General features: G+C 77.7%; 25 protein-coding genes. 11 read left to right on the forward strand and 14 right to left on the reverse strand.

Annotated features, from left to right (window positions below; all coding sequences use genetic code 11):
- Positions 1 to 29: 29 nt before the first annotated feature.
- The 3 genes from ACI8AR_RS07040 to ACI8AR_RS07050 form a co-directional block, all read right to left on the reverse strand.
- On the reverse strand, positions 30 to 1,058 hold the full coding sequence (locus ACI8AR_RS07040) for an LLM class flavin-dependent oxidoreductase (protein ID WP_457050359.1): 1,029 nt from the start codon (positions 1,056 to 1,058) through the stop codon (positions 30 to 32).
- A 152-nt stretch (positions 1,059 to 1,210) separates the two neighbouring features.
- A complete protein-coding gene (locus tag ACI8AR_RS07045) occupies positions 1,211 to 2,194 on the reverse strand; it encodes an Ltp family lipoprotein (RefSeq protein WP_457050360.1) in 984 nt (327 codons plus the stop codon).
- Positions 2,195 to 2,361: 167 nt separating this feature from the next.
- Positions 2,362 to 2,535 carry a hypothetical protein gene (locus ACI8AR_RS07050; protein ID WP_457050361.1) on the reverse strand — a complete coding sequence of 58 codons (174 nt, stop codon included), beginning with the start codon at positions 2,533 to 2,535 and terminating at the stop codon, positions 2,362 to 2,364.
- A gap of 212 nt (positions 2,536 to 2,747) precedes the next feature.
- On the opposite strand from ACI8AR_RS07050, the gene ACI8AR_RS07055 reads away from it, so the two are divergent.
- Positions 2,748 to 4,397, forward strand: a complete 1,650-nt coding sequence (locus tag ACI8AR_RS07055; protein WP_457050362.1) for a glycoside hydrolase family 13 protein — start codon at positions 2,748 to 2,750, stop codon at positions 4,395 to 4,397.
- A gap of 4 nt (positions 4,398 to 4,401) precedes the next feature.
- Positions 4,402 to 4,785, forward strand: coding sequence for a YchJ family protein (locus ACI8AR_RS07060; RefSeq protein WP_457050363.1), 384 nt, complete (start codon positions 4,402 to 4,404; stop codon positions 4,783 to 4,785).
- On the opposite strand, the gene ACI8AR_RS07065 is transcribed toward ACI8AR_RS07060, so the two are convergent.
- The gene (locus tag ACI8AR_RS07065; protein WP_457050364.1) at positions 4,761 to 5,336 is read right to left on the reverse strand and encodes a dienelactone hydrolase family protein; all 576 of its coding nucleotides are present in this window, start codon (positions 5,334 to 5,336) and stop codon (positions 4,761 to 4,763) included. The two genes, ACI8AR_RS07060 and ACI8AR_RS07065, sit on opposite strands and share 25 nt — an antisense overlap.
- A 99-nt stretch (positions 5,337 to 5,435) precedes the next feature.
- Here ACI8AR_RS07065 and ACI8AR_RS07070 point away from each other — a divergent pair, with 99 nt between their 5' ends.
- Complete coding sequence (locus ACI8AR_RS07070) at positions 5,436 to 6,632, forward strand: lycopene cyclase family protein (protein WP_457050365.1); 1,197 nt, start codon at positions 5,436 to 5,438, stop codon at positions 6,630 to 6,632.
- Here ACI8AR_RS07070 and ACI8AR_RS07075 read toward each other — a convergent pair.
- The 3 genes from ACI8AR_RS07075 to ACI8AR_RS07085 form a co-directional block, all read right to left on the reverse strand.
- Positions 6,598 to 8,139: an amino acid permease gene (locus tag ACI8AR_RS07075; protein WP_457050366.1), complete on the reverse strand. Its 1,542-nt coding sequence runs from the start codon at positions 8,137 to 8,139 to the stop codon at positions 6,598 to 6,600. The two genes, ACI8AR_RS07070 and ACI8AR_RS07075, sit on opposite strands and share 35 nt — an antisense overlap.
- A gap of 73 nt (positions 8,140 to 8,212) precedes the next feature.
- Positions 8,213 to 9,280, reverse strand: coding sequence for an Acg family FMN-binding oxidoreductase (locus tag ACI8AR_RS07080; protein ID WP_457050367.1), 1,068 nt, complete (start codon positions 9,278 to 9,280; stop codon positions 8,213 to 8,215).
- A complete protein-coding gene (locus ACI8AR_RS07085) occupies positions 9,277 to 9,924 on the reverse strand; it encodes a hypothetical protein (protein WP_457050368.1) in 648 nt (215 codons plus the stop codon). Before ACI8AR_RS07085 ends, ACI8AR_RS07080 begins: the two co-directional genes overlap by 4 nt.
- Positions 9,925 to 10,011: 87 nt before the next feature.
- On the opposite strand from ACI8AR_RS07085, the gene ACI8AR_RS07090 reads away from it, so the two are divergent.
- Positions 10,012 to 12,312 carry an ATP-binding protein gene (locus ACI8AR_RS07090; RefSeq protein ID WP_457050369.1) on the forward strand — a complete coding sequence of 767 codons (2,301 nt, stop codon included), beginning with the start codon at positions 10,012 to 10,014 and terminating at the stop codon, positions 12,310 to 12,312.
- On the opposite strand, the gene ACI8AR_RS07095 is transcribed toward ACI8AR_RS07090, so the two are convergent.
- From ACI8AR_RS07095 to ACI8AR_RS07120, 6 genes are all read right to left on the reverse strand, one after another.
- Positions 12,287 to 12,961: a hemerythrin domain-containing protein gene (locus tag ACI8AR_RS07095; RefSeq protein WP_457050370.1), complete on the reverse strand. Its 675-nt coding sequence runs from the start codon at positions 12,959 to 12,961 to the stop codon at positions 12,287 to 12,289. The genes ACI8AR_RS07090 and ACI8AR_RS07095 overlap by 26 nt on opposite strands.
- Positions 12,962 to 13,050: 89 nt before the next feature.
- Positions 13,051 to 13,368, reverse strand: a complete 318-nt coding sequence (locus tag ACI8AR_RS07100) for a hypothetical protein (RefSeq protein WP_456936298.1) — start codon at positions 13,366 to 13,368, stop codon at positions 13,051 to 13,053.
- A gap of 46 nt (positions 13,369 to 13,414) precedes the next feature.
- Positions 13,415 to 13,927, reverse strand: coding sequence for a universal stress protein (locus ACI8AR_RS07105; protein ID WP_457050371.1), 513 nt, complete (start codon positions 13,925 to 13,927; stop codon positions 13,415 to 13,417).
- A gap of 108 nt (positions 13,928 to 14,035) precedes the next feature.
- Positions 14,036 to 15,247, reverse strand: coding sequence for a low temperature requirement protein A (locus ACI8AR_RS07110; protein WP_457050372.1), 1,212 nt, complete (start codon positions 15,245 to 15,247; stop codon positions 14,036 to 14,038).
- Between the two features lie 17 nt (positions 15,248 to 15,264).
- Positions 15,265 to 17,049, reverse strand: a complete 1,785-nt coding sequence (locus ACI8AR_RS07115) for an NAD-binding protein (RefSeq protein ID WP_457050373.1) — start codon at positions 17,047 to 17,049, stop codon at positions 15,265 to 15,267.
- An 11-nt stretch (positions 17,050 to 17,060) separates the two neighbouring features.
- Positions 17,061 to 17,447, reverse strand: coding sequence for a DUF6394 family protein (locus tag ACI8AR_RS07120; RefSeq protein WP_387993095.1), 387 nt, complete (start codon positions 17,445 to 17,447; stop codon positions 17,061 to 17,063).
- 91 nt (positions 17,448 to 17,538) lie between these two features.
- Between ACI8AR_RS07120 and ACI8AR_RS07125 the strand changes: the two genes are divergently transcribed.
- Positions 17,539 to 19,071 carry an ATP-dependent DNA ligase gene (locus tag ACI8AR_RS07125; protein WP_457050374.1) on the forward strand — a complete coding sequence of 511 codons (1,533 nt, stop codon included), beginning with the start codon at positions 17,539 to 17,541 and terminating at the stop codon, positions 19,069 to 19,071.
- Positions 19,072 to 19,080: 9 nt separating this feature from the next.
- Here the strand turns inward: ACI8AR_RS07125 and ACI8AR_RS07130 are convergent, their stop codons facing one another.
- Positions 19,081 to 19,254, reverse strand: a complete 174-nt coding sequence (locus ACI8AR_RS07130) for a hypothetical protein (protein ID WP_457050375.1) — start codon at positions 19,252 to 19,254, stop codon at positions 19,081 to 19,083.
- Here ACI8AR_RS07130 and ACI8AR_RS07135 point away from each other — a divergent pair.
- From ACI8AR_RS07135 to ACI8AR_RS07160, 6 genes are all read left to right on the forward strand, one after another.
- The gene (locus tag ACI8AR_RS07135; RefSeq protein ID WP_457050376.1) at positions 19,253 to 19,882 is read left to right on the forward strand and encodes a hypothetical protein; all 630 of its coding nucleotides are present in this window, start codon (positions 19,253 to 19,255) and stop codon (positions 19,880 to 19,882) included. The two genes, ACI8AR_RS07130 and ACI8AR_RS07135, sit on opposite strands and share 2 nt — an antisense overlap.
- Positions 19,843 to 20,079 (forward strand): hypothetical protein, encoded by a 237-nt coding sequence (locus tag ACI8AR_RS07140; RefSeq protein ID WP_457050377.1) that lies wholly within the window; start codon positions 19,843 to 19,845, stop codon positions 20,077 to 20,079. The genes ACI8AR_RS07135 and ACI8AR_RS07140 overlap by 40 nt, the downstream gene beginning before the upstream one ends.
- Positions 20,080 to 20,135: 56 nt before the next feature.
- On the forward strand, positions 20,136 to 21,023 hold the full coding sequence (locus ACI8AR_RS07145) for an acyl-CoA thioesterase (protein ID WP_457050378.1): 888 nt from the start codon (positions 20,136 to 20,138) through the stop codon (positions 21,021 to 21,023).
- 200 nt (positions 21,024 to 21,223) lie between these two features.
- Complete coding sequence (locus tag ACI8AR_RS07150) at positions 21,224 to 22,822, forward strand: GGDEF domain-containing protein (RefSeq protein ID WP_457050379.1); 1,599 nt, start codon at positions 21,224 to 21,226, stop codon at positions 22,820 to 22,822.
- A gap of 110 nt (positions 22,823 to 22,932) precedes the next feature.
- Positions 22,933 to 23,520 carry a peroxidase-related enzyme gene (locus tag ACI8AR_RS07155; RefSeq protein WP_457050380.1) on the forward strand — a complete coding sequence of 196 codons (588 nt, stop codon included), beginning with the start codon at positions 22,933 to 22,935 and terminating at the stop codon, positions 23,518 to 23,520.
- Positions 23,521 to 23,548: 28 nt separating this feature from the next.
- Positions 23,549 to 24,280, forward strand: coding sequence for a GAF domain-containing protein (locus tag ACI8AR_RS07160; RefSeq protein WP_457050381.1), 732 nt, complete (start codon positions 23,549 to 23,551; stop codon positions 24,278 to 24,280).
- Positions 24,281 to 24,302 lie beyond the last annotated feature (22 nt).

The following is a 24,302-nucleotide window of genomic DNA, read 5'->3' on the forward strand; positions in this document are numbered from 1 at the left end:
CCCGGAACCGCACCCGGACCCGACCCTGGTCAGCCCGCGGCGACCTTGGGGGCGACCTCGGTGCCGAGCAGCTCGATGCCGCGCAGCAGGTCCTCGTGGGCCAGGCGCGGGTTGGTCATCTGGATGGAGACCCGGTCCACCCCGCCGAGCTGGGCGGAGATCCGCAGCAGCTTCTCGGCCACGGTGTCGGGGTCGCCCATGAAGAAGGCGCCGTCGGGCCCGCTGGTGGCGTCGAACTGCGCGCGGGTGGGCGCCCGGAAGCCGCGCTCGCGGGAGACCTTGGTGAACATCTCGTGCCAGCCCGGGTAGATCGTGTCCGCGGCGGCCCGGGTGCTGTCGGCGACGTAGCCGAACACGTGCAGCCCGACCTGGAGCCGCTCGGGCGCGTGCCCGGCCTGCGCGCCGGCCTGCCGGTACAGGTCGACCAGCGGCGCGAACTGCCGCGGCTCGCCGCCGATGATCGCGACCATGAGCGGCAGGCCGAGCAGCCCGGCCCGGACGAACGACGTCGGGGTGCCGCCCACGCCCACCCAGATCGGCAGCGGGTCCTGCAGCGGGCGCGGGTAGACCCCCTGGCCGGTGAGCGCCGGGCGGTGCCGGCCGGACCAGGTGACGTGCTCGGACTCGCGGATGCGCAGCAGCAGGTCCAGCTTCTCGTCGAACAGCTCGTCGTAGTCGGCCAGCGACAGGCCGAACAGCGGGAACGCCTCGGTGAACGAGCCGCGGCCGACGACGAGGTCGATCCGCCCGCGGCTGATGAGGTCCAGGGTGGCGAACTGCTGGAACACCCGGACCGGGTCGGCCGCCGACAGCACCGCGACGGCGCTGCCCAGCCGGATCCGCTCGGTGCGGGCGGCGGCCGCGGCGAGGATGACCGGCGGCGCGGAGTCGTAGTACTCGGGGCGGTGGTGCTCGCCGATGCCGAAGGAGTACAGCCCGACCCGGTCCGCCAGCTCGATCTCCTCGAGCAGGTGGGCCATCCGCTCCTCGGGACCCACGAGCCGGCCCGTCCGCGGGTCGGTCACCGCCGCCACGAAGCTGTCGACGCCGAGGTGCACGGCGGTCCTCCTCCCGGGGCGGGCGCCCCTGTCGTCGAGCACTCGGTCGTCAAGCGCTCAACGACCAGTGAACCAGTCGCCTCCTACCCGCCGCACGCGCGAGCGCCCCTCCGGCGGGGAGCCGGAGGGGGCGCTCGGAGGGGTGACTCGGGTCAGAACCCCGCCTGGCTCACGCCGTACTCGGCCTGCTCCGGGGTGAAGCCCTCGAACTCCAGCTGCTCGACGAGCCCGGAGCGCGAGAACGAGGTGAACTCGAGGTACTCCCGGGCGGACCGGGCGGCCTGCTCGTTCCAGTCCACGTCCAGGCCGTCGACGGCCCAGGTGGCGTCGCCGTTCGAGTACCCCTCGAACTCCAGCTGCTCGATCAGGCCGGACCGCGAGAACGAGGTGAAGTCGAGGTAGTCACTGGCGGACTCGCGGGCGTTCCGCTGGCCGAGCGTCAGGTCGGGAGCCGGGACCGGAGCCGGCGCGGGGGCCGGCGCGGGGGCCGGCGTGCGGGCCGGTGCGGGAGTCGTCGGAGCGGCGGTCGTGGGCGCGGACGTCGGGGCGACCTCCTCCACCTGCGGCGTCGGGGCAGGCGCCGGCGTCGAGGCGGGCGCCGACGTCTCCGCCGCGGACGTGCTGGAGCCGGCGGCCGCCGAGGTGCTGTCGGTGCCCTCCTTCGGCGCCACGGCCGCGCCGAGCACGGCGAGCGCCAGCACGCCGGCCGGGATCGCGTACCGCTTCCGCGTGAACCAGGGACGGACCGGAGGCGTCGGGAGCCCCGTACCGGGCGGGACGGGGGGCTGCCAGGGGCCCTGCGGCGCCGGGTACGGCGGCGGGGGCTGAGGGGCGCCAAACTGCTGGGGGGCGCCGAACTGCTGGGGGGCGCCGAACTGCTGGGGGGCGCCGAACTGCTGCGTGACGTCGTACGGCTGGGGGGCGCCGAACGGGTGAGGGCCACCGAACTGCTGAGGGGCGCCGAACTGCTGCGTGGCGGCGACGTGCTCGGGAGTGCCGAACTGCTGCGGAGGCGGCGGGAAGGCGTAGGCGGCCGTGGGCTGGTCGTCGACCGGGGGCGGGAAGCCGGGCTGGTGCGGGACGCCGGGCCGGCCGTCGTCGTGGGGGTTCGGCAGAACCCCGTCGGGCTGGGTCACGAGGGACACTCCTGCGTCGCTGGATGATCGAACACGCGCTCCAGCGGAGTATCGGAACCCTCGGCCGGTTCTCGCCCCCAGTCGCCCGGCGTCCCCTCACCGCCCGCGCCCGGACGCGCGAGCGCCCCTCCGGCCGGGAGCCGGAGGGGCGCTCGTGGGCACGGGTCCTAGGCGGCGGTGGTCGCCCGGTCGTCGCGCGGGGGGCGGGGCGCCGTGGGGCGGTCCTCGGCGCCGGCGCGGAGGCCGGCGAGGTGCCAGGCGGTGCAGTCGGGGCAGCTGGCGATCCAGACGTGCCGGGGGTGGCGGAAGCAGGCGGCTCGGTCGGCCGGGGTGCTGGACATGGTGCGGGTACTCCCTGCCGCCGGGCTGACGGCGGCTCGTGACTCGTGGGACGGGTGGTGCAACACGGACGGACCGCTCGCCCATCCGCGTGTGTGGGAGGACACGTGACAGCCCCCGTACCTGCGCGTTCGGCGAGATGTGACGACGGGCACGTCACCCTTTGGCGGCGGGATGGTCACTCTCGACGACCGTGGATGCCGATCCTGGGCGCATGTCCGCTCGACTCGTCGCTGCCGGCAACGCCGCCACGCAGCAGCCGTGGTCCCGGCCCGTTCCCTCGCCGGCGACCGAGGAGCAGCCCTGGTGGCGCTCGGCCGTCGTCTACCAGGTCTACCTGCGCTCGTTCGCCGACGGCAACGGTGACGGCATCGGCGACCTCGCCGGCCTGCGCGCCCGCCTCCCCTACCTGTCGTGGCTCGGCGTCGACGCGCTGTGGATCAACCCGCACTACCCCTCGGGCGGCGCCGACGGCGGCTACGACGTCGTCGACTACCGGGCGGTGGACCCCGAGTACGGCGACGTGTCCGACGTGGAGGCGCTGGTCGCCGACGCCCGCCGGCTGGGCCTGCGCGTCGTGCTCGACGTCGTCCCCAACCACACCTCCGACCGGCACCCCTGGTTCCAGGCGGCGCTGGCCGACCCCGACTGCCCCGAGGCCTCCCGCTACCACTTCGCGCCGCCGTCGGAGGAGCCGCCGAACAACTGGCGTTCGCTGTTCGGCGGGCCGGCCTGGTCGCGCACGCCGGACGGCCGCTGGTACCTGCACCTGTTCGCCCCCGAGCAGCCCGACCTCAACTGGCGGGACCCGGTCGTGGCCGAGGACTTCGAGCGGACCCTGCGCTTCTGGCTCGAGCGCGGGGTCAGCGGCTTCCGCGTCGACGTCGCCTACGGCCTCCACAAGGACGCCGGCCTGCGCGACAACCCCGGCGAGTACTCCCCCACCCTGTTCGGCCACGGCCCCGAGCAGGCCATGACGTGGAACCAGCCCGAGGTGCACGACGTGTGGCGCCGCTGGCGGGCGGTCTGCGACGAGTACCCGGACACCATGCTCGTCGGCGAGGTCTGCCTGGCCGACCTCGACGAGGTCGCCCTCTACTCGCGGCCCGACGAGCTGCACCAGTCCCTGTCGTTCCGGCTGCTCAAGTCGAAGTGGGACACCCCGGCCTTCGCCGAGGCGATCGGCAGCGCGCTGGACGCCTTCGGCCAGGTGGGCGCACCCGTGTCGTGGGTGCTCGGCAACCACGACAAGGACCGCATGGTCACCCGCTTCGGCGGCGGCGACACCGGCCTGGCCCGCGCCCGCGCGGCCGCGCTGCTGCTGCTGTCGCTGCCCGGATCGGCCTACGTCTACGCCGGTGACGAGCTGGGCCTGCCGCAGGCGCACGTCCCCGACGAGGCCAAGCAGGACCCGATCTTCTTCCGCAGCGGCGGCGAGCGCGCCGGCCGCGACGGCTGCCGCGTTCCCATGCCGTGGAACGCCACCGCCGGCGTCGGCTTCTCCCGCGACCGCTCGGCGAAGCCGTGGCTGCCGGTGCCCGCGGAGTGGAAGCGGCACGCGGTGTCCCGGCAGACCCGCGACTCCGGCTCGGTGCTGCACCTCTACCGGCAGGCGCTGGCCGTCCGCGCCGAGCACCCGGCGCTGGGCACCGGCGAGGCGACCGTGAGCACCCGCGGCGACGTCCTCACCGTGCGCTGCACCGGCGGCGGCCGCACCGTCCGCTGCGTGGTCAACATGGGCACCGACACAGCGCTGGTCCGCTCGCGCGGCCAGGTGCTGCTCGAGTCCGGCCCGGGCGTGCACACCTCGGCCCGCTCGGTCGCGCTGCCCCCGGACACCGCGGTGTGGATCGCGGGAGACTGACGGCGTGAGCCCGCGGCGCTGCCCCTGCGGCACCGGCCTGCCCTACGCCGAGTGCTGCGGGCGGCTGCACGACGGGACGGCGTCCGCCGCCACCGCCGAGCAGCTCATGCGCTCCCGCTACAGCGCCTTCGCCGTCGGGGACGCCGCCTACCTGCAGGAGACGTGGGACCCGGCCACCCGGCCGCGGTCGCCGGCCCTGGACCCGGCGGTGCGCTGGACCGGCCTGGAGGTGCTGGCCACCACCGGCGGCGGGCTGTTCGACGCCGAGGGCACGGTGACCTTCCGCGCGCACTCCCGCGGCGGCGGCGAGGAGCACGTGCAGGCCGAGCACAGCCGGTTCCGGCGCGCCGGGGGCCGCTGGGTCTACGTGGACGGCGACCCCGCCTGAGGCCCCGGCGGCCAGCGGTCCAGCCAGCGCAGCGTGCGGTCGACGACCTGCGCCAGCGCACCCGGCTCGGGGAACAGGTGGGTCGCCCCCGGGACGACGGCCAGCTCGGACGGCCCGCCCAGCCGCGCGGCGGCGTCCCGGTTGAGCGCGAGCACCTGCCGGTCGGCACCGCCGACGACGAGCAGCGTGGGCGCCCGCACCCGGGACAGCGCCTCCCCGGCCAGGTCCGGCGGCAGCCCGGCGGTCGCCGCCGCGCGGCCCAGCCAGTCGAGGGCCGCGGTCAGCCGGCCGGTCAGCAGGCCGACGTCGGAGCGCAGCTCGCGGGTGCGGTCGTCGACCGCCTCCTCGGCGGGCGTGAGCAGGTCCAGCAGCAGGGTGGCCCGGCCCGCCCGCTGCAGCGCGGCGGCCACCTGCCGGTTGCGCGGGCTGTGCCGGCTGCTGCCGCTGCCGTGGGCGCACAGCACCACCCCGCGGGCGGCCGGCGGCACGGCGAGGTCCCAGGCCAGCACCGCGCCGGGTGCGGGCACGTCGACGGGGACCTCACCGGGCACGACCGTCCCTCCTCGGACGCTCGGCTCCCGGGTACCCGGTGGGGACCGGACCGACGCCCGGGTGTGGCGGGGAGCGGGCGGGTGTGGTGGTCTGCCGCGGTGCCCGCACCCGCTGCCGACGTCGTCGTCGCCGGGGCCGGGCCGGCCGGGCTGTCGGTGGCCGCCGCCTGCGCCGCCGCGGGGCTGCGGACGGCGCTGGTGGCGCCGGCGGTCCGCCCGTGGCCGGCCACCTACTGCCTGTGGGCCGACGAGCTGGCGGCGGCGGCCGCCCCGCTCGGGCTCGACCCGGCCGCCGTCGCGGCCGCGTACGCCCCCACCGTCGTGCGCACCGCGGCCGGCGGCGAGCGGCGGCTGACCCGCGGCTACGCGCGGCTGCGCAACGACGTCGTCACCGCCGCCCTGCTCGACCGGCTGCACGCCGCCGGCGGTGAGGTGGTGACCGGCCGGGTGGCGGCGGTGGAGGCCGGGGACGTCGGGGAGGCCGGGGAGGTCGCCGTCCTCGCCGGCGGGCGCCGGCTGGCCGCCCGCACGGTCCTCGACGCGCGCGGCGGCGGCCCGGGGACGGCGCAGCAGCGGGCCTGGGGCGAGGTGGTGGCCGGCCCCGTCGACGACGTCGTCCCGCCCGGCGGGGCGCTGCTCATGGACTGGACGGCGCTGGCCGACCCCGCCGCCCCGCCGGCGTTCCTCTACGGCCTGGCCCTCGACGACGGCACCGTGCTGCTCGAGGCGACCTCGCTGGCCGCCCGCCCGCCGGTGCCGCTGCCGGACCTGCGGGCCCGGCTCGACCGGTTCCTCGCCGCCCGCGGCCTGCGCCCGGCCGGGGAGCCCGAGCGGGTGGCGATCCCCCTGGACGCCCCGCCGCGGGCCGCCGGACCGGGGACCCCGCTGGGCGCGTCGGCGGGATTGGTGCACCCGGCCACCGGCTACAGCGTCGCGTCCTCGCTGCGGCTGGGCCCGCGGGTCGCGGCCGCGCTCGCGGCCGGCGGGGACCCGCGCGCGGTGGTGCGCCGGGCCCGTCCCCGGGCGACGGCGGCGCTGCTGGGCCTGGGCCTGGAGGTGCTGCTGCCGCTGGACACCCGCGCCACCGACGCCTTCTTCGCCGCGTTCTTCGCGCTGCCCGAGCGGTCCTGGGCGGCCTACCTGGACGTCGGCTCGCCGCCGGCCGCCGTCGCCGCGGCGATGGCCCGGGTGTTCGCCGCGCTGCCCGGGCCGCAGCGGGTGCGGCTGCTGCGCGGGGTGGCCGGCGGGTCGGCCCGGGGTCTCAGGCGGGCGCGGGCGGCGGCGTCGCGTCGATGACGGCGGCGTGCTCGGGCAGCACGCCGGTGCGCCGCCGCTGGCGCAGCAGGTACCACGACAGGCCGACGGCGACGATCGCGCCGATGAACACCGGCGCGGCCCACTGCAGGTACCAGTGGGGTTCGCCGGTGGCGTTGTAGACCTCCCGCCGCGGCCAGGCCAGGTTGACCGCCATCCCGGCGCCCCACAGCACCGCGAGCACGTTGACCGGCAGGCCCAGGCGGCCGAGGGAGAACCGGCCCGGCGCCGGCCGGGGCCAGCGCCCGCGCAGCCGGGCGACCAGCATCGGCCCGGTCACCAGCAGGTAGGCCAGGTAGATCATCACCACGGCGATGCTGGTCAGCGCGGTGAACACCTGTGGCTGGCGCACGTTGAGCAGCAGCACGCCGACGGCGAGCAGCCCGACCAGCACGGCGGGGACCACGGGCGTGCGCCGCCGGGGATCGACGTGCGCGAGCCGGGCGGAGGCGGGCAGCGCGTTGTCGCGGGCCATGGCGAAGGTCATCCGGATCGCCGCGGTGTGCACCGCGAGGCAGCACACGGTGACCGCGACGACGATGCAGAGGAGGAACGCCTTCCCCAGCCCGGTGCCGGCCACCGACAGCAGGACGTACTGCAGGCCCCCGCCGCTGGAGGACAGCTGCGGGTCGGTGAGGTCGGGGGCGGCCATGAGCCCGAAGAGCAGGATCAGCCCGCCGAGCACGAAGGACGCGGTGATCGCCCGCAGGATCGCCCGCGGCGCGGTGCGGCCCGGGTCGATCGTCTCCTCGCCGAGCGAGCTGGCGGTGTCGAAGCCGTACATGACGTAGCCCGAGGCGAGCGCCGCGACGAGGAACGCGCCGAGGTAGCCCAGCGGCTGCCCCTCGCCCCGGCCGCCGGTGTCGAACAGCACGTCCTGCGGCCCGCGGGTGATGGCGACGGCCAGGACGACGACGATCAGCACCGCGGCCACCAGCTCGATGAACACCCCGGCGCTGTTGATGCGCGCCATCAGCCGCACGCCGAACGCGTTGACCAGCGTGGTGAACGTGATCAGCAGGCCGCCCAGCACGACGGCGTTGACGGCGACGTCGTAGGTGCCGGTCCCGTCGCCGACCAGCTGGAAGCCCGACCACAGCTGCGGCAGCGTGATCTGGTAGGCCAGCGCGGTCGCGGCGAGGGTGACGATCGAGGCGGTGAGCATCACCCAGCCGGCCAGCCACGACGTCGTCGCGCTGCCGAGGCGCTTGGTCCAGTTGTAGAGCGACCCGGCCACGGGGTAGCGGGCGGCCAGCTCGGCGAAGCACAGCGCGACCATCAGCTGCCCGGCGAAGACCATCGGCCACGACCACACGTACGCCGGGCCGCCGGCGCCGAAGCCGAAGTAGAAGAGCTGGAACGTGCCGGTGAGGATCGAGATGTAGCTGACGCCGGCGGCGAAGCTGGAGAACCGGCCGATGCTGCGGTCCAGGTGCTGCCGGTAGCCGAACTCGGCGAGCTGGGAACCGCCGTCGTCGGTGGGGCGCACGGGGGTCCTTCCGGGTGGGGGGTGCGGGCGCCCCACTGTGGCCGACGGCGCGGTCCCCGGCGACCCGGGAGGGTCAGGCGCCGAACGACAGCACCTCCGCGACCGGCCGGCGGTTGGTGGTCGGGCTGCGGTCCCCGGACGGGTACCCGAGCCGCATCAGCATCTGCGGGTGGCCGACCAGCGACAGCCGCGCGCGCAGTTGCGCGCGGGTGGCCGGCCAGTCCAGCGCCTGGGTCAGCGGGGAGGCCGCGAGACCCCCGGTGGTCACCTCGAGCAGCACCCGGCCGAGCGCCCGCCCGGCGGTGAGCCAGGCCTGCCGGTCGTCGCCGTCGGTGCCCATGAGCAGGACGGTCGGGCGCTCGACCGGCGGCGGCGGGGCGTCGGGGTCGAGGTCGGAGACGTGCGGCCGGTCGGCGGGGCGGGAGCCCACCACGAAGTCGCGGACCAGCCAGTTCGACGGCCGGGTCGACGGGTCCTCCCCGGGCACCGCCCCGACCGGGATCCCGTCGGGGGCGGTCGGGTCCGTGCGCATCCACCGCTCCAGCTCGGCGAGGTACTCGGGCTCGCGCTGCTCGACCTCCTCGGCGCGGGACAGCAGGAAGGTCGTGGTGACCTCCTCGTCCTCCCCGCTGATCCGCTTCACCCAGACCCGGAACGCGCCCGCGGTGGCCTGCAGCCGGTCGACCACCTCGGCCGGGACGGCTCGCGGCAGGAACGGCGCGCGCTCGGTGTGCCGGGCGCCGATGGCGTCGGCCAGGGCGCGGTCGGCGTCGTCCGGGGTGCGGCCGCCGGTGAGGGTGAGGACGGCCAGCAGGTCGGGATCGGCCGGGTCGGGCAGCTCCTCGACGGCGGTGTCGTGCCCGCCGGCCGCGAGCGCGACGACGGCGAACTCGACGGCGACGCCGCAGCTCACCACCCGCTGCCGGCCGCTGGGGTCGAGGGCGTGCAGCGCCCGCGCCGGGTCGGTGCGGACCTCCAGCCGGTCGCCGGACGCGGTGAACCGCCACGGCTGCGTGTTGTGGATCGAGGGGGCCCGGGTCGCGGCCTCCACCACACGCGTCCACTCCTGCTGGTCCACCGTCGGCCTCCCGTCGTCCGTGCGTCCCGTGCAGGACCTGCCTACCCCATCCCCGCAGGTCACACCGCGCGGACCGCCGGGGCCCGCCGGAGCCGCCCGGCGAGGAGGACGACGACGCCGCGGCCGGTGACCGCCGCCATCGTCAGGGCCATCGCGAGGCCGCCGAGGACGCCGATCGCGGCGACCGTCACCGGGTCCTGCCCCGGCTGCCACAGCGGTGTGGTGACGGCGGTGAACACGAGCAGGCCGGCGAGCCAGGCCAGCGCGGTGCACCCGATCCAGCGGCCGGCGCGGGGCACGTGCCGGCGCAGCACCGTCCACTGGGCGGCGCCGATGACGGTGAGCAGCAGCGCCGCCGCGACCAGTGCCAGGGGCACCTGCACGGCGAGCGGCAGGTCGAGCACCCCGGACGCCCAGGTGCCCGGCGCCGTCCCGAGACACCACGCGACGACGGCGGCCGCGGCGGTGCGCACCGTCCAGTCGCGGCGGGACAGGCCGGGCAGCACGGGGGCGAGCACGGCGGCCTGCGCCGCGCCGAGCAGCGCCCCCTCGGCCGCGCCGGCGGCGGCGAGCACCGCGAGCGCCGCGGGGCCGGGCAGGTCGGCGGCGCCGAGCAGCACCGCGGTCACCGGCACCAGGAACCCCAGCGCCTCGCCGGCGGTGACCACGAGCAGCCAGCGCCGCCACAGCGCGGTCGGGGTGGTCACCGGCGCAGCGTGCCGGGCGGACGCGCGCGCTCCGCAGGGCCGGAGGTCCCGGCCCGCGGGGCCCACCGGCCAGTACCCTCCCGGCCGGTGAGCGCCCCTCCGTCCGACCCCGGCCCCGTGGCGGCGCTGCTGCGCCGGTGGCGGACGGCGGCCGCGCTCACCCAGGAGGAGCTCGCCGCCCGGTCGGGGCTCACCGCCAAGGCGGTCAGCGCGCTCGAGCGGGGCGAGCGGCGCCGCCCCCACCCGCACACCGTGCGCGCGCTCGCCGACGCCCTCGGCCTCGACGCCGCCGACCGCGCCGCCCTGACCGCCGCCGCCCGCCCGGCCGGCGGCGGGCCCGCGGCGGACACCCTCCCGCCGCCCGCGGCGCCGGTGTTCGGCCGCGAGGACGACGTCGCGGAGGTGGCCGGCCTGCTGCGGTCGGGCACCGCCCGGCTGGTCACGCTCACCGGCCCCGGCGGGGTGGGCAAGACGACGCTGGCGCTGGCCGTGGCGCGGGAGGTGGCGGCCGCGTTCCCCGACGGCGTGACGGTCGTCGAGCTCGCCCCGGTGCGCGAGCCGGGGCTGGTGCTGCCCACGCTGGCCCGCGCGCTCGGCGGGCGGCAGCTGCCGGGACCCGTCGCCGACGCGGTGGCCGCCCGGATCGGCGACCGGCGGCACCTCGTCGTCCTCGACAACGTGGAGCACGTGCTCGACGCGGCGCCGGAGGTCGCGGGGCTGCTCGGGCGCTGCCCGGGCCTCGCGGTGCTGGCCACCAGCCGGGCGCCGCTGCGGGTGCGGGCGGAGCGGGAGCGCCCGCTCGCGCCCCTGCCGGTGCCGGCGGGCCCCGGCGCCGCGGCCGTGGCCGCCTCCCCCGCCGCCCAGGTGTTCCTCGACCGGGCCGCGGCCGCCGGGCGCCCGGTCGTCCTCACCGACGCCACCGCCGCCGACGTCGCCGCGATCTGCCGGCGCCTCGACGGGCTGCCCCTGGCCCTGGAGCTGGCCGCCGCGCACGCCCGCTACCTGCCGCCGGCCGCGCTGCTCGGCCGGCTGGACGAGGCGCTCGGGTCCGGCGGCGCCCGGGACCTGCCCGAGCGGCAGCGCACGATGCGGGCCGCGCTGGACTGGAGCCACGACCTGCTCACCGCCGCCGAGCAGCGGCTGCTGCGCCGGCTGGCCGTCCTCGCCGGCGGCTTCTCCCTCGACACCGCGCGGGCGGTGGCCGGCGTCCCCGACGTGCTGCCCGCCCTGGGCGGCCTGGTCGAGCAGTCCCTCGTCGTCCCCGAGGACGGACCCGAGGCCCGCTACCGGCTGCTGGAGCCGGTGCGGCAGTACGCCGCCGCGCGGCTGGCCGACGCCGGGGAGACCGACCTGGCCGCCGATCGCGCGACGGCCGCCGTCCTCGACCTCGCCGCCGGCGCGGAGACCGGGCTGACCGGGCCGGAGCAGGGCGCCTGGCTGGACCGGCTGGAGCGCGACCACGGCAACCTGAGCGCGGCGCTCGGCCGGCTGGTGGCCGCCGGCCGGTCCGCCGACGCCGCCCGGCTGGTGCGGGCGACCTGGCTGTACTGGGCGGTGCGCGGCGACGTCGCCGAGGGCCTGGGGTGGGTGGCCCGCATCGACCGCGCCGGCCTCGAGCCGGTCGACGACGCCCGCCTGCTGCTCGCCCTCGCCGCGCTCCGCTACGCCGCCGGCGACGTCCCCGGCACGGCGGAGGCGGCGGCCGGGGCTGCGGCGGCCGCCGCGGACGCCGGCGCCGGGGACCTGCGCGCCCTGGCGCTGGTGCTCGCCGGCTCGGCCGCGGTCTTCCGCGGTGACCTCGGCGCCGCCGGCCGCGACCTGGCCGAGGCGCTGCGGCTGGCCGCGGAGACCGGGGAGGCGTGGGCCCGGGTGCACGCCGTCGTCGCGCAGGGGCAGCTGCTGCTGCAGGCGGGCGACCTCGCCGCCGGGACGGCGACGCTGGCCGACGCCGAGCGGCTGGCCCGCGCGCTCGGCAGCCCGTTCAGCCTGGCGACGCTGCTCAACGTGCAGGCCTCGCTGGCCGCGCTCGCCGGCGACGAGGACGCCGCCCTCGACCGGTGGGCGGAGGCGGCCGCCCTCGCCGCGGAGGTCCGCACCTCGTGGACGCTGGCCTACACGCTGCCCGGGCTGGCCGCCGTCGCCTCCTCCCGCGGGCTGCCCGAGCTCGCGGCGCGGCTGTTCGCCGCGGGGTCGGCGACGGCGGAGGCGGCGGCGGTCGCGGTGGCCTTCCCGCCCGACGTCGCGCTGGCCGCCCAGGAGCTGCCGGCGGTGCGGGCGGCGCTCGGCGAGGAGGCGTTCGCCCGGGCCTGGGACGCCGGCCGGCTGCTGCGCCCGGAGGACGTCCCGGCCCTCGTCGAGGCGATCAGGCGGGCCCGCGGACCGCGCTGACGTAGCGGCGGTACCGCCGGGCGAAGACCGTCCGCAGCAGCACCCGGACCGGGAACGGGACGACGTGCAGCATCATCGTCCGCTCGTCGGGGTCGCACTCCTCCAGCAGCGCGCCGAACAGCAGCGGCAGGTCCCGCATCGACATCTCGCCCTTGCCGTGCTCGCCGAGCTGCGCCCACTCCGCCTGCGTGACGTGCCGCTGCGCCAGCGGCAGGATCTCGGTCTCCTCCTCGGCCAGGTGCTCGGCCAGGACGGCGCCCAGTGCCTCGACGGTGGACGCCACCTCCTCGGCCACCGCCGGCCGCGCCTCGACCTCCCAGCGGTCCAGCGCCGGGCCCAGGGCGCCGATCAGCCGCTCGACCTCGGCGTGCTGGGCCTCCATGCGGTGGACGACGGCGGCGTCGGGCGGGCAGCGCTCGAGCAGCTTCGGCCAGAGCAGGTCGTCCTCGGCGGTGTGGTGCAGGTGCAGGCCGAGCAGCACCATCCGGGCGTGCCGGGCGAGGACGGCGGCGCGGACGGTGTCGCCGGGGCCGACGGCGCGCACGAGGCCGGGGAGCAGGCCGAACTCGCGGCGGAAGGCGCGGTGGACGACGTACATGTCGCGGACGTCGGCCATCGGGACGGAGGGGGCGGGAGCGGTGTTGGTCATGGCGGCGAGCCTGTCGGCGGGGCCGCGCCGATCCCACCCACAGCGCACCCACACCGCCGCCACGGTCCGCCCGGGGGGGTGTGTGGGGCTCAGCTCTCGGAGGCGTGGTGGTGGAACCGCCGCCACGGGTGTCTGCGGGCCGTCGGGGGCTCGGGGTGCCGCGCCTCCTCCGGCGGTGGCCCCGCGGACTCCGCCGCCGCGCCGGCCTGGGCGGCCCGGCGGGGGGTCGGTGGCCGGGTGCTGTCGGCCAGCCGCTCGCGGCTGAGCTGGTGCTGCAGGCCGAGCGGGTCGCAGCGGTGGCCGCGCGCGGCGACGTCGTGCTGCGCCTCCCACTGCGCGATCAGCTTCTCGTCGAGCGACATCTCGCGGCGCACCGGCTCCTCCGGCGGGCGGGCGGTCGGGTCCATGGTTCCCCCTCTCACCCCCGGGGCCGTCCCCCGGGGGACGCAGGCGTCAGGGCCCGGCGGCGGCGCCGGACCCCACGGTCTCGGCCGGACTGCGGCGCACCGCGTCGGGCCGCACGACGGTCACCGGGCAGGGCGCCGCGCGCAGCACCGAGGACGCGACCGAGCCGAGCAGCCGCCCGCGGGCGCCGCCCCTCCCCCGCGTCCCGAGGACCAGCAGCTCCGCGCCCTCGGTCGCGGCCAGCAGCGCATCGACCGGTGCCCGGTGCACCGCGCGGCAGGTCACCGCCACCTCCGGCGGCACGCCGGCCGCGGCGACGTCGTCGGCGAGCGACCGCTCCACGGCCCGCTCCCAGTCCGCCAGCGGCGGCACGTAGGCCGGCTCCCAGGTGTCCGGGCGGGGTGCGGTCGGCACGCTCCACGCGCGCACGGCGGTCAGCGGCATGCCGGTGCGGGCGGCCATCCGGCCCGCCCAGGCGAGCGCGGCCCGGGCGCACGCCGAGCCGTCCACCCCGACGACCACCCCGCCGGCGACGCCACCGGGCCCGGCTCCCGAGGTCACGGCACAGCCCCCCTCAGCGCCGGTCACCGGTGGCCGGCGCAGACCCATGACACGCCGCACCGGCGCCCGGCGGCAGGGTCGGAGGTCCCGGTCGGCGGATCCCCGGGGTCAGACCTCCTCGGTCTCCAGGGCCCCCGCCGCGCGCTGCGCCCAGCCCGCCACCACGACCGCCACGACCAGCGCGGCCAGGGCGCCGACGACCACGGACGCCGGCAGCTCCAGCAGCGCGTCGAGCAGGGCCACGGCCGCGGCCAGCAGCGGCCACCACCAGCCGCGCCGGGCGTCCCCCGTCATCGCCGAGGCGGTGACGCTCGCGGCGACCAGGTAGACCGCCACCCCGCCGGCCACCAGCAACCGGGTCCCCGCCGGCACCTCGCCGGCCGCGGCCTCCACGACGGCGAGCTCGAGGCCCGCGCCCACGGTGGCCAGCGCGAGCGTCAGCGGCAGGTGCCCGAAGACGTACACGTCGTGGGCGTGGGCGCCGTTGTGCTCCCCCGCCTCGCCCAGCAGCCGCTTGGCGCGGGCGCCGGCGAGGTCGAAGTAGCTCCACCACAACGCGGCGGCGAGGACGAAGGCCAGCACCGCCACCGGCAGGGCCGAGTCCGACCAGCCGGCGTCGTACAGGCCGTGCGCGACCGCGGCGACCGGCTCGCCGAGCACGAGGATGACGAACAGCGCGAACCTCTCGGGCAGGTGCTCGACGTGCAGCGGCAGGTCGGCCGAGGACCGCGTCGCCAGCAGCGGGACCAGCGCCTCGGCCAGCACCGCGGCGGCCCACAGCGCGAACGCGGCCGGCCGAGGCACCGCGAGCGACACCGCCCAGAGCACCGCGCCCGCGGCGGTCCCGGCCAGGTAGAGCCGGGTGATCGGCCGCGCGTCCGGCACGTGCCGGTGGGCGCGGTGGTACTGCAGGAGCAGCATCGCGCGCAGCAGGAGCTGGCAGACGACGAAGACGGCGAACCGCTCGCCGGTCGCCTCCGACGCCGAGGCCGCCAGCCCGACGACGGCGGCCATGCTCCCGAGCTTGTAGAGGCGGTAGACGACGTCGTCGTGGTCGAAGCGGTTGGCGTAGAGCGTCGAGCTGACCCAGGACCACCAGACGGTCGTGAACAGCCCGGCGAAGACGAGGAACCCGTGCAGGGTCACGTCCTCGCGCAGCGCGATCGCGAGCTCGGCGACCACCAGGACGAAGGCCAGGTCGAAGAACAGCTCGAGCCGCGAGGCGGACCGGTCGTCGTCGGTGCGCAGGGACGGCGGCCGGACGGCGTCCCGGCCGGTGAGGGCGCCGAGCAGTCGCCGGGCCGGGGCCTGGTCAGGCACGTGTCCCCCTGATGGGGTCAGGGCGCGGGGGCCGCGTCCTCGGCCGGCGCCGACCGGCTCAGCTTGCGCCAGACCCAGCTCTGCGGCACCCGCTGGCCGGTGACCAGGTAGTCGGCGACGCCGTCGATGAACATCGTGGCCTCCACCTCCCGGTGCACCGCGGCGCGGCCGGCGAACAGCAGTTCGTCGCCGGGCTCGAGCACCGTCCCGGGGTCGGGGGTCAGCACCGCCTCGTCGCCGCGCAGCAGCAGCAGCGGCACGGCCAGCAGGGTCTGGTCGCGGTCGGCCGGGTCGCGCAGCAGGTCGGCGAGCCGGAAGCACCCCCCGGCCAGCCGGGAGTGCAACGCCGGGGCGTCCTCCGGGGTCAGCCGCACCTTCCACAGCGCCTCCAGGTGGGCGCCGCACGCGTCCAGCAACCGCTCGACGACGCCTGCCGACCACTCGTCGCTCCGCCCGGGCAGCTCGCGCAGGAACCGCCACAGCAGCGGGGTGCTCAGCCGGGCGTAGGCGTCGTGCGCGACCACCTCGGTGGGCACCAGCAGCGCGTCGACCTCCATCGCGGCGAACAGGGCGGCATCGGCGGGCTGGTTCTGGCGGGCGGCGACGAACAGCGAGGGGTTGACCCGCCGCGCCTCGGCCACCAGGGAGAGGTTGGTGGTGTCGTTGTCGGTGCCGGCCACCAGCCCGACCGCCGTGGCCAGGTCCGTCCGCCGGATGACGTCGGGATCTGCGGCGTCACCCTCCACGACGCCGTCGCCCGGCGTCGTGTCCACGACGGTGACCTCCAGGCCCTCGGCGCCCAGGTCGGCGGCGAAGTGCCGGCCGAACCGGCCGTAGCCGCACACCACCCACCGGCCCGGCGCGGGCGCCTTGCCCCGCGGCGGCAGCTCGGCGCCCGGCCCGCTCTCCAGCCAGGTCGTGAGCTGGTAGGACGCCGGGGTCCGCAGCGCCAGCCGCAGGTGGTCGCCGAACCGGTCGAAGGGGTTGATGACCGTCGGCGAGCCGAACCGGCTCATCCGCTCGGCGACCGCGGACGACGTCGTGCGGGTGACCACCGTGAGCTCCGGGCGCAGCAGGGCGGCGGCCATGGCGACGGCGAGGTTGGCCTCGTCGTCGCCGGTGACGGCCAGCACGCCCTCGCACCACGGGTGCCCGAGGCCCGCGACGCCGAGCACGTGCGGGTCGCGCGCGTCGCCCACCACGCCGGGGACGTCCCCCCGGTGCGGCGCGATCTCCAGGACGTCGATGCGGCTCTCGGCGATGTCGACCACGGTGAACCGGCGGCCCAGCGCGTCCAGCGACAGCCCGAGCGCCTCCCCGGCCTGCCCGTAGCCACAGATGAGCAGGAACGGCTCGCGCAGCCGGGTGACCTTGCGTGACACGTGCCGCAGCGCCAGCGCCTGGCGGAACGCGCGGTCCTGCAGCAGCGCCAGCAGCGAGCCGATGGCGTAGGCCCAGCCGACGACGGTCAGGTAGATCGCGCCGGTCACCCACATCCGCTGCGCGTAGCTGAACGCGTACGGGATCTCGCCGAAGCCGATCGTGGTCGCGGTGTAGCTCATGACGTAGAAGGCGTCGAACAGGCTCAGCCGCGCCGGCTGCCCGTCCGTGTCCACGCCCGGGACCAGCGACAGCCCGAGCACGCTGACGGCGAAGATGACGATCAGCGTGATCAGCGGCGCGCGCATCCGCCGGAGGACGGTGAACACCGTCGCCGAGCCCTCCGCGCGCGGCACCACCGGCGCCCGGCGGCGGATGCGCCGGCCGCGGGTGGTGACGGGGGGCGGTGGCGCGGTCTCCACGGCGGCCCGCCTCAGTGCCGCTGGAAGGACACGGTCTCGACGACGAGCAGCACCACCGAGACCACGTTGGCCAGCAGCGCGCCGCCGGACAGCGACACCATGCTCGCCGTCGTCACGTCGGTGAGCCCCTCGGCGGAGACGTGCACCGCCCAGGCCCAGGTGATGGTCGCCGCCACCAGCTGCAGGTCGGCGACCAGGCTGGTGGCCAGGTGCACCGCGCCGATCTGGGTGCGGTCCCCGAACTTGAGGACCGTGGCGACCAGGCTGACCACCAGCGCGGCGAACAGCTCGTAGACGTTGTGCACCGCCGGGTCGTCGATGTCGCCGAGGAAGAACCCGAAGTTCAGCGTCGCGGCGAGCAGCACGAAGAACCCGAAGACGACCTTCTCGAGGTTCACGCGGCGACCACCTCCTCTCGGCGCGGACGACGCTAACGGGATCACGGCACGCGCACCTCCCGGAGTCGTACCGCACTGCGAGCATGGCCGCGTGCTGCTCGCCGACGTCGTCGCCGCCGCCGCGGCCGTGGCCGCCACCCGCTCGCGCACCGCCAAGGCGCAGGCCATCGCCGGGGCGCTGCGCGCGGCCGGGCCGGACGAGGCGGGGCCGGTGGCCGCGTGGCTGGCCGGCGAGCTGCCGCAGGGCCGGGTCGGCGTCGGCTGGCGCACGCTGGCGCGGGCCGCGCCGCCCGCCGCGGCCGCGCCGTCGCTGACCGTCGCCGCGGTCGACCGGGCGCTCACCGCGCTGGCCGGCACGGCCGGCAGCGGCTCGGCCGCCCGCCGCGAGGCGCTGCTGACCGAGCTGCTCACCGCCGCCACCGCCGACGAGCAGCACCTCCTCGTCCGGCTGCTCGGCGGCGAGCTGCGGCAGGGCGCGCTGGAGGGCGTGGTGCTGGACGCGATCGCCGCCGCGGCCGGCGCCCCCGCACCGGCGGTCCGGCGGGCGATGATGCTGGCCGGCCGGCTCGACGAGACCGCCGTCCTCGCCCTCGGCGGCGGGGAGGACGCCCTCGCCGCGGTCGGGCTGCGGGTGGGCCGCCCGGTGCGGCCGATGCTGGCCAGCCCCGGCTCCTCCCTCGACGCCGCGCTCGCCGACCTCGGCCCCGCGGTCACCGTGGAGCACAAGCTCGACGGCGCCCGCATCCAGGTGCACCGCGACGGCGACGACGTCCGCGTGTGGACCCGCACGCTGCGCGAGGTCACCGGCGGCGTGCCGGAGCTGGTCGAGCGGGTGCGCGCGCTGCCCTGCCGCACCGCCGTCCTCGACGGCGAGACCCTGGCCCTCGACGACGACGGCCGCCCGCGCGCGTTCCAGGACACGATGAGCCGCTTCGGCAGCGACGGCGCCGACGCCGGCGTGCTGCTGAGCCCGTTCCTGTTCGACGTGCTGCACCTCGACGGCCGCGACCTGCTCGACGAGCCGCTCGACGTCCGCCTCGACGCGCTGGCCGGTCTGCTCGCCGACGACGCGCACGCCCCGCTGCGCATGCCCGGGGTGCGCCGGCCGACGCCGGAGCAGGCGGCCGCGGTGCTCGACGACGCGCTCTCCGCCGGGCACGAGGGCGTGGTGGTCAAGGCGCTGGACGCCCCGTACGCCGCCGGCCGGCGCGGCCGCGCGTGGCAGAAGGTCAAGCCGGTGCACACCCTCGACCTCGTCGTCCTCGCCGCCGAGTGGGGGTACGGCCGGCGCACCGGCACGCTGTCCAACATCTGGCTCGGCGCCCGCGACCCCGACGGCGGCGAGCCGGTGATGGTCGGCAAGACGTTCAAGGGCATGACCGACGAGCTGCTGGACTGGCAGACCCGCACCTTCCCCGCCCACGCCCGCGCCGAGCACCCGTGGGGGGTGGAGCTGCGGCCCGAGCTCGTCGTCGAGGTGGCGCTCGACGGCGCCCAGCGCAGCCCGCGCTACCCCGGCGGGCTGGCGCTGCGCTTCGCCCGGGTGCTCCGCTACCGGCCGGACAAGACCCCCGCCCAGGCCGACGACCTCGACGCGGTGCGCGCCCTGCTCGCCGGCGGCTGAGCGGCGGGGTCAGCCGGGCCGGCGCCCGCTGCCGAGGTGACCGCCCAGCACCGCCCCGGCCAGGACCGGCACGCTGCCGACGCGGGCGAGGGCGACGCCGAGCCGGTGCCGGCCCCGGAGGCGGGCGACCCACGAGGCGGCGAACACCAGCGTGGCGAGCCCCCGCGACGCGGCGTGGGTCATGCCGACCCGCTGCGCGGCGCTGGAGGTCACCCCCGGCGGGGGGCCGCTCGTGGTGGGCAGCGACGACGACGGGCCGGTGCTGCTCACCGTCGCGGACGGCGGGCCGGCCGAGCGGCGCGTCGACGACCCCGGGCAGGTGCTCGCCTCGGCCCTGTCCGCCGACGGCGGGACCGTGTACGTCGGCCTGGCGCCCCAGGAGGAGACGGGCGTGCCCGCGCGGCTGCTCGCCGTGGACGCCGCCACCGGCGAGGTCACCGCCACCGCCCCGCTGGGCGCCGGGCTGGACCCGCGGGCCCGCTCGGCCCGGCTGCTCCCGCGCCCCGACGGCGGCGTCGTGGCCGTCATCAGCAACCCGCAGCCCGGCGGCGCCCAGGACTGGGTCGCGGAGTACGACGCCGACCTCGGGACGGCGGTCGCCCCGTTCGGCGTCGTCGCGGCCCTCGGCGCCAGCGGGCACACCGAGGTCTCGGTCGGCGTGGCCGACGACGGGGACCTCGTGGTGCTCACCGAGGTCCCGACGGCCGCCGGGTGTCCCGGTTCTCCTCCGGCGAGCTCCTCGGCACCGTGGACGCGGACCTCACCGGCCCGGTGGACGCCGTCGCCGCCGGGCCGCCGGCCGGGCTGGTGACCGTCGCGTGGGGGCGGGGCGGCGCCGACCCGGTGCTGGTGACGCTCGACCCGTCCACCGGGGAGCTCGGCGAGCCGCTGGCCACGTGCGACACCCTCGGTGGCCACGACGCGCTCGCCGTCGCCCCGGACGGCACCTGGGCGGTCGCGGCCGGCGCCTGCGGGCACGACGACGTGGTCGCGGTCCTCGTCGGGTGACCCCGGGGCCGGGTGGTTCACTGCACCGGTCGGTCGGGCGGACGGGGAGGCAGGGCGTGGCACAGCCGGTCGGCGGCGGTCCGGTCCCCGGCGGGCTGGTCGCCCTGCTCGACGTCGCGGAGGCCGCGCCCGGCCGGTTCCGCGGCGCGGCGCGCGGCGTGCCGGCCGACCGGGCGTTCGGCGGCGCGGTGGTCGCCCAGGCGCTGCTCGCCGCGACGGCGACCGTCCCGGACGACCGGGCGGTGCACTCGCTGCACGCCTACTTCGTCCGCGCCGGCGACCCGGCCGCGCCCACCGACCTGCAGGTCACCCGGGTGCGCGACGGCGGCAGCTACACCACCCGGGAGGTCGCCGCCGTCCAGCACGGGGAGACGGTCCTGGTGCTGACGGCGTCGTTCGCCCGGCCCGAGACCGGCCCCGAGCACCAGGTGCCCACCCTGGACGCCCCGCCGCCGGAGTCGCTGGCCGCGCCGGCCGACGCGGCGGCCGGCGCCCCGGCCTCCGTCCTCGCGTGGCTGGCCTGGCTGGACGCGCGGCACCCGTTCGACTTCCGGTTCGACGGCGGGCCGCCCCGGATCGCCGCCGGCCGGGGCGAGCCGGCGCCGCCGCGGCAGCGCTTCTGGTTCCGCTCCCGCGAGGCGCTGCCCGACGACCCGCGGCTGCACGCCTGCGCGCTCGCCTACGCCACCGACATGCTGCTGCTCGCCGTCGCGGTCGCCCCGCACGCGGCGGTCATCGGCGACCCCGGCCTGGTGACGGCGAGTCTCGACCACGCCGTCTGGTTCCACGGCCCGGCCCGCGCCGACACCTGGCTGTGCTTCGAGCAGGAGAGCGCCTGGTCCGCGGGCGGCCGCGCGCTGTGCTCGGGGCGGGTGTTCGACCGCGCGGGCCGGCTGGTGCTGACCGTCGTCCAGGAGGGCGTGCTCCGCCGGCGCCGGGCCTGAGCCGCGCCCCGGCGCAGGCCCCCGGGCGCGCGTCCCCCCGTCCGGGGGTGGCATCTGCTGTGATGGGCGGTACAGCGGTTCGCACGCCCCGCGGAGGTGCCGATGGCCGGCTGCCCGGCGAGCACCCCCGGGCTCACCCGACCGGGTGGGGATCCCGTGCCCGCCCTGTCACGGCGGGCCCCCTGTGCCGATGGGGAGTCGTGACCAGTCTCGCCGTCCGTCCGGACGCCGGCGCCGTGCCCGGGAGCTCCCCGTGGCCGCCGGACCCGCTCGGGGTCCTGCTCACGACGCTCGACGAGCTGGAGACCCTCGCCCGCTTCGACTCCGAGACGGCCGCGGAGCGCGCCGGCGCCGCCGCCGGCACCGCCCGCGAGCTCGGCCGCCCCGACCTCGAGCAGCGGGCGCGGCTGGTGGCCGCCGACCTGCTGCGGCGGCGCGGCTCGGTGGCCGAGGGCGGCCGGATCGCGCACGAGGTGCACCGCTGGGCCACCGAGGCCCGGTCCCGGCACCTGCTCGCCCGCAGCTCCTTCGTCCTCACCGCGGTGTTCCAGGAGCTCGGCGACCTCGCCGGCGCGCTGGAGCACGCCGTGCAGGGCGTCGACCTGCTCGACGACGACGCCCTCCCGGCGCTGCGGGTCGACCACCTGGTCCGGCTGGCCGACGTCCTGGGCCTGTCCCGCGACCCCGCCGCCCCCGAGCGCTACGCCACCGTCCTCCGGCTGGCCGAGGACCTGGGGGACGTCGACCGGCAGCTGCGCATCCTCAACAACCGCGCCTACACCGACACCCTCGCCGGCCGGTTCGCCGACGCCCTGCACTTCAGCACCCGGCTGCAGGACCTGGCCGCCGCGCACGGCGTCCCGCTCGACGTCGGCCGGCTGGACACCGTCGCCCGCGCGCTCATGGGCCTGCACCGGCTGGACGAGGCCGAGGAGGCGCTGCTGCCGGGTCTGGCGCCGGAGGTCCTCGACAGCTCCCACGACGGCGACGCCGGGGCCGACTTCCTGCTCACCCTCGCCGAGGTGCAGCGCCGCCGCGGCGCCGTCGACGCCGCCCAGCGGACCCTCGACGAGTGCGTGCGCCGCTGCCTGCAGCACGGGCTGACCTCGATCCGGGTGCGCGCCCGCGCCGAGCAGGCCGAGCTGCACGCCGCCGCCGGCGACCACCGCGCGGCCTTCGAGGAGCACAAGCGCTACTGCGCCGAACTGATGGAGCAGCAGTCCGCCCAGCGCGAGTCCCGCGCCCGCGCGCTGCAGGCCATGTACGAGACCACCGAGGCCCGCCGGCAGAGCCGCCGCTGGCGCGAGCTCTCCCTGCGCGACCCGCTCACCGGCCTGCACAACCGCCGGCACGTCGACGACGAGCTGCCCCGGCTCCTGGCCGACGGCGCGCTGGTGTGGGTGGCGCTGCTGGACCTGGACCACTTCAAGCGGGTCAACGACACCTGCTCGCACGCCGTCGGCGACGAGGTGCTGCGCACCGTCGCGGGCATCGTGCAGGACCTCCCGGCCCCGGGCACCGCCTCGCTGGTCGCCCGGCTGGGCGGTGAGGAGTTCCTCGTCGTCCTCGCCGGCGCCGACGCCGCGGCCGCGGCCCGGCACCTGGAGGACGTCCGCAGCGCCGTGGCCGCCCACCCGTGGGGTCCGCTCACCGGGGACCTGCCGGTGACCGTGAGCATCGGCGCCGCCAGCACCAGCGAGGTCACCGACCGGACGCCCGCGCAGCTGCTCGGCCGCGCCGACGCCCGCCTCTACCGCGCCAAGCGCGAGGGCCGCGACCGCGTCGTCGTCGGCGACTGATCCCGGGCGGGTCCGCACGACGGTGTGCGCGGACGCCGTACTCCGGCGCCCGGGACGCGGCGCCGGCGCACACGGTCGACGCCGGACCGGTGGCGGGGCACGCTGCACGGGTGACCACCGACCCGGCGCCGATCAGCCGCTTCCCCGTCGCCGACCCCGCCGACCTGCCGCCGGACCTGGCCGAGCGCCACGCCGAGGTGCAGGAGAAGTCGGGGTTCCTGCCCAACGTCTTCGCGGCGCTGGCCTGGCGGCCGGCCGAGGAGCGGGCGTTCCTCGGGATGCACGACGCGCTCATGGACAAGGACACCCCAGGCCTGTCGACCGGCGAGCGGGAGCTGATCGTGGTCGCCACCAGCGCGGCCAACGACTGCGCGTACTGCGTGGTGGCGCACGGCGCGATCGCGCGCATCCGCACCCGCGACCCGTACCTGGCCGACCTGGTCGCCGTCGACTGGCGCAAGGCCCCGCTCGACGACCGGATGCGCACCGTCCTCGACGTCGCCGTCCGGCTGGCCACCGACCCCGCCGCCGTGACCGCCGCCGACCTCGACAGGCTGCGCGCGCACGGCCTCACCCAGGACGACGTCTGGGACGTGGGCGCGATCACCGCCTTCTTCGCGCTGTCCAACCGGCTCGCGCACTTCGCCGCGATCCCGCCCAACCCCGAGTTCCACCTGATGGGCCGGCTCCCCCGGTGACCGCGCGCGGGCCGACCACCGTGGGCCCGTGACCAGCGCGGACAGCGGGACCGACGACCCGTCGGGCATCGCCGACGCCGACTTCGACCGGCTGGTCGTCCTGGTCCGCACGCTGCTCGACGTCCCCACCGCGCTGGTGACCCTCGTGCAGCCCGACCGCCAGGTGTTCCCCGGCGCGGTCGGCCTCCCGCCCGAGTGGCAGGCCCGCCGCAGCACCCCGCTGAGCCACTCGTTCTGCCAGTACGTGCGGGCCACCACGCGGCCGCCGGTGGTCCGCGACGCCCGCGAGGTGGAGGTCCTGGCCGGCAACCGGGCGATCGACGACCTCGGCGTGGTCGCCTACTGCGGGGTGCCGCTGGTCGGCCCGGACGGCGAGGTGGTGGGCGCGGTCTGCGCCATCGACTCCCGGCCCCGCGACTGGACCGACACCGACGTCGCGGTGCTCACCCAGGTCGCCGGGCTGGCCGCCTCCGAGCTGCGGCTGCGCGCGCTGACCCGCGACGCCGAGACCGCCCGGCGGGCCGCCGAGCGGATCAGTGAGCAGACCCGGCTGCTGCTGCGGCACGCCGACGGCCGGGTCGAGGTGCTCGCCCCTCCCCCGGACCTGCTCGTGGGCCTGGACGCCACCCGGGCGCGGGGCACCCACCGGATGGCGCTGGAGCCGGGCAGCACGGTGCTGCTCTACACCGACGGCCTGGTCGAGCGCCGCCGCACCGACCTCGACGACGACGTCGCGCTGCTCGCCGTCCGCGTGCGGTGACGACGGACGGACATGCGTCCGT

The organism is Geodermatophilus sp. SYSU D01036, from assembly GCF_054050435.1.